Here is a 2,928-nt window from a genome sequence, read left to right as displayed (position 1 = left end):
ACAGCGGCACCAGGGCCATCGAACCGATGAGGGTGTTGCGGATCATCTTGCGGCGACCGAAGCCGGACTCGGCGGCACCGGTCCGGAACTGCTCGATGACGTCGGCGCGAACCTCGTCGTCGGCCTCGATCGGGTGACGCTCGGCCGGGATCTCGTGGTCCGACATCAGGGTGCGGGCCCAGTGGACCGCGCCCGCGCCGATGAGGAACAGCGCCAGGCCGAGGGTCATGCCGAGCGCGAAGTTCAGCGCGCTGACGTGGCCCAGCGGCCAGATGTAGACGATCTTGTCCGGGTCGATGGCCACGTACGAGGCGATGAAGCCGATCGTGGCGAGCATCGAGACGACGAACATCAGCGACACCTGGCGCTCGGCCCGCTTGGCGGCCCGCTCGTCGATGTCGGTGCGACGCGGCTCGTGGGCCGGCAGGCCCGGGTCGGCGAACGGATCGCCGTGGGCTGCCACCTCGTGGTGCCCGGCGGAGCCGTGGGACTCCGGGAGCTTCTCTTCTGACATGTCGTGGCTCATGACTTCTTGGCCTTGGTGGTGTGGGCGGCGACCCAGATCGCGACCGCGATGAGCGCGCCGAGACCGAAGATCCAGCCGAACAGGCCCTCGGTCACCGGACCGAGGCTGCCGAGCGTGAGACCGCCGGGGTTGGGCTCATCGTTGGTGGTGTGGCGGACGAAGGCCACGATCTGCTTCTTCTGCTCCTCGGGCATGGTGCTGTCCGGGAACGACGGCATGTTCTGCGGGCCGGTCTGCATGGCCTCGTAGATGTGCTTGGCGTCCACGCCCTCCAGGGACGGGGCGTACTTGCCCTGGGTCAGGGCACCGCCCTGGCCGGCGAAGTTGTGGCACTGGGCGCAGTTGGTGCGGAACAGCTCGCCACCCTTGGACAGGTCGTCCGGGTTGGTCGAGGTGTACTGCTCCTCGGTCGGCGTGACCGGACCGGGGCCGAGCGAGGCGACGAAGGCGGCGAGCTGGTCGATCTCCGCCTGCGAGTAGATGTTCGGCTTGCTCGGCACCTGGGCGCCGGGCTGCTGGGCCGGCATACGGCCGGTGCCCACCTGGAAGTCGACCGCGGCGGAGCCGACGCCGACCAGGCTCGGGCCGTCGCTGCTGCCCTGCCCGTTCAGGCCGTGGCAGGAGGAGCAGCCCACGGCGAAGAGCTTCTTGCCCTCATCGATCGCGAGCGACTGCGCCGCCACGTCGGCCTGAGCCTTGCCGGCGGGCGCGAACGCGGCGTACAGCCCCCCGGTTGCCGCCAGGGCGAGAAGTAGGACGACCAGCGCCGCCAGTGGGTGGCGCCGTCGTGCGGAGAGCTTTTTCACGGAATAACCCCGGTGTCAGGATCTGGTCGACTGGTGGTTGCACCCGGCGGCCGGTCTGGCCGGCACGAGGCTGCCTGTCCAAGGCTGCGCGCGCGGTCGGTCGGTGGGAGCGTCGCCACCGGCGAAATCGGGCCGTCGCCGGTGAGGGCGGGACCCGGGGCCGGTGGCCAGCGACCTGATCAGCTGGTTACTTGATCAGGTAGATGGTCGCGAACAGGCCGATCCACACGACATCGACGAAGTGCCAGTAGTACGACACCACGATGGCGGCAGTGGCCTGCTCGTGCGTGAAGCGCTTGGCTGCGTACGTCCGTCCCAGGACCAGCAGGAAGGCGATCAGACCACCCGTCACGTGCAGACCGTGGAAGCCGGTGGTCAGGTAGAACACCGTGCCGTACGCGTCGGAGGACAGCGAGAGGCCGTCCTTCTTGACCAGCTCGGTGTACTCGAAGATCTGGCCGCCGATGAAGATCGCGCCCATCACGAAGGTGATGACGAACCACGAGCGGAGCTTCTTCACGTCCCCGCGCTCGGCGGCGAAGACGCCGAGCTGGCAGGTGAGCGAGGAGAGCACCAGGATCGTGGTGTTGACCGAGGAGAAGGGCACGTTGAGGGCGTGCGCCTTCTCGGTCCAGAACTCCGGCCCCTTGACGGAGCGGAGCGTGAAGTACATCGCGAAGAGGGCCGCGAAGAACATCAACTCGGAACTGAGCCAGACGATCGTTCCGACGCTGACCATGTTCGGCCGGTTGACCGATCCGTGCGCGTGCCCGGTTTCTACTGCTGTTGCTGTCGCCACGACGGACATTATGTCGGTCCCTTATTCCGTCTTCACGTCGGGGGGTCACCCTCGGAGTGTCCGGTGCGTGCGGTATGCCCCCCTGGAGCCCGACAGAGCGTCCGGACTGCCGCTGAGCAGCGGCGTGTCCCTTTTCTGACGGTTGCTCGAAGGGCCCGTCCGGACCCTGTCCGGCGTGTCGTGACGGGCTTCCGGGTGCCGTCGGGGGTAAGGGGAAGTTCCACTCGTCCGCCGTACGGGTGGACCGTGCGGGCTGGGGTGACGCGCCGTGCTCCGCCCGGACCAGTCGCGGAGGCGGCGCCGTCGGGATGAGATCGCGCGGGAGGGGCTCGGCGGGCGGTGATCGGGAGTAGCATCCGGGGAGAGGCGAACGTGGTCCGGATCACACGTGAGGGAGCAGGGCCCATGGCGTACACGACCGACGAGACGCTGACCGTTCTCGTCTACAGCCACGACCGAACCACCCGCGAGCAGGTGCTGACCGCTCTCGGGCGGCGGCCCGCGGAGGACCTGCCGGAGCTGGCCTACCTGGAGTGCGCGACCACCCCCGCGGTGCTCAAGGCGCTGGAGAAGGGTGGCGTCGACCTCTGCGTCCTGGACGGTGAGGCGGTGCCGGCCGGCGGGCTCGGGCTCGCGCGGCAGCTGAAGGACGAGATCTACGGTTGCCCGCCGGTGCTGGTGCTGATCGGCCGGCCGCAGGACTCCTGGCTGGCCGCCTGGAGCCGGGCCGACGCGGCGATCTCCCAGCCGGTGGACCCGGTGGCGCTGGCGGAGGCCGCCGCCACGCTGCTGCGAGC

Annotated in this window: 3 protein-coding genes and 1 pseudogene; 1 reads left to right on the top strand and 3 read right to left on the bottom strand. The window is 69.1% G+C overall.

Translation table 11 applies throughout. The features are described from left to right. The 3 genes and pseudogenes from VR45_RS03830 to VR45_RS03820 all read right to left on the bottom strand — a co-directional run. Positions 1-514: pseudogene (locus VR45_RS03830) on the bottom strand (ubiquinol-cytochrome C reductase); the annotation flags it as partial. An 8-nt stretch (positions 515-522) separates the two neighbouring features. Beyond that, complete coding sequence (locus VR45_RS03825; protein WP_045938252.1) at positions 523-1,332, bottom strand: c-type cytochrome; 810 nt, start codon at positions 1,330-1,332, stop codon at positions 523-525. A 187-nt stretch (positions 1,333-1,519) separates the two neighbouring features. Continuing rightward, on the bottom strand, positions 1,520-2,140 hold the full coding sequence (locus tag VR45_RS03820) for a heme-copper oxidase subunit III (RefSeq protein WP_045938251.1): 621 nt from the start codon (positions 2,138-2,140) through the stop codon (positions 1,520-1,522). Between the two features lie 396 nt (positions 2,141-2,536). Here VR45_RS03820 and VR45_RS03815 point away from each other — a divergent pair. Then, positions 2,537-2,928, top strand: a 392-nt coding sequence (locus VR45_RS03815; RefSeq protein ID WP_045938250.1) for a hypothetical protein, incomplete at its 3' end; no start/stop codon positions are given.

Source organism: Streptomyces sp. NRRL S-495 (assembly GCF_000966955.1).
Lineage (GTDB): Bacteria > Actinomycetota > Actinomycetes > Streptomycetales > Streptomycetaceae > Kitasatospora > Kitasatospora purpeofusca.
This window is presented reverse-complemented; position numbering and strand designations above follow the sequence as displayed.

Excerpts from the sequence above, each read along its gene's own strand:
- VR45_RS03820 (WP_045938251.1), bottom strand. The coding sequence starts at position 2,140 with ATGTCCGTCGTGGCGACAGCAACAGCAGTAGAAACCGGGCACGCGCAC.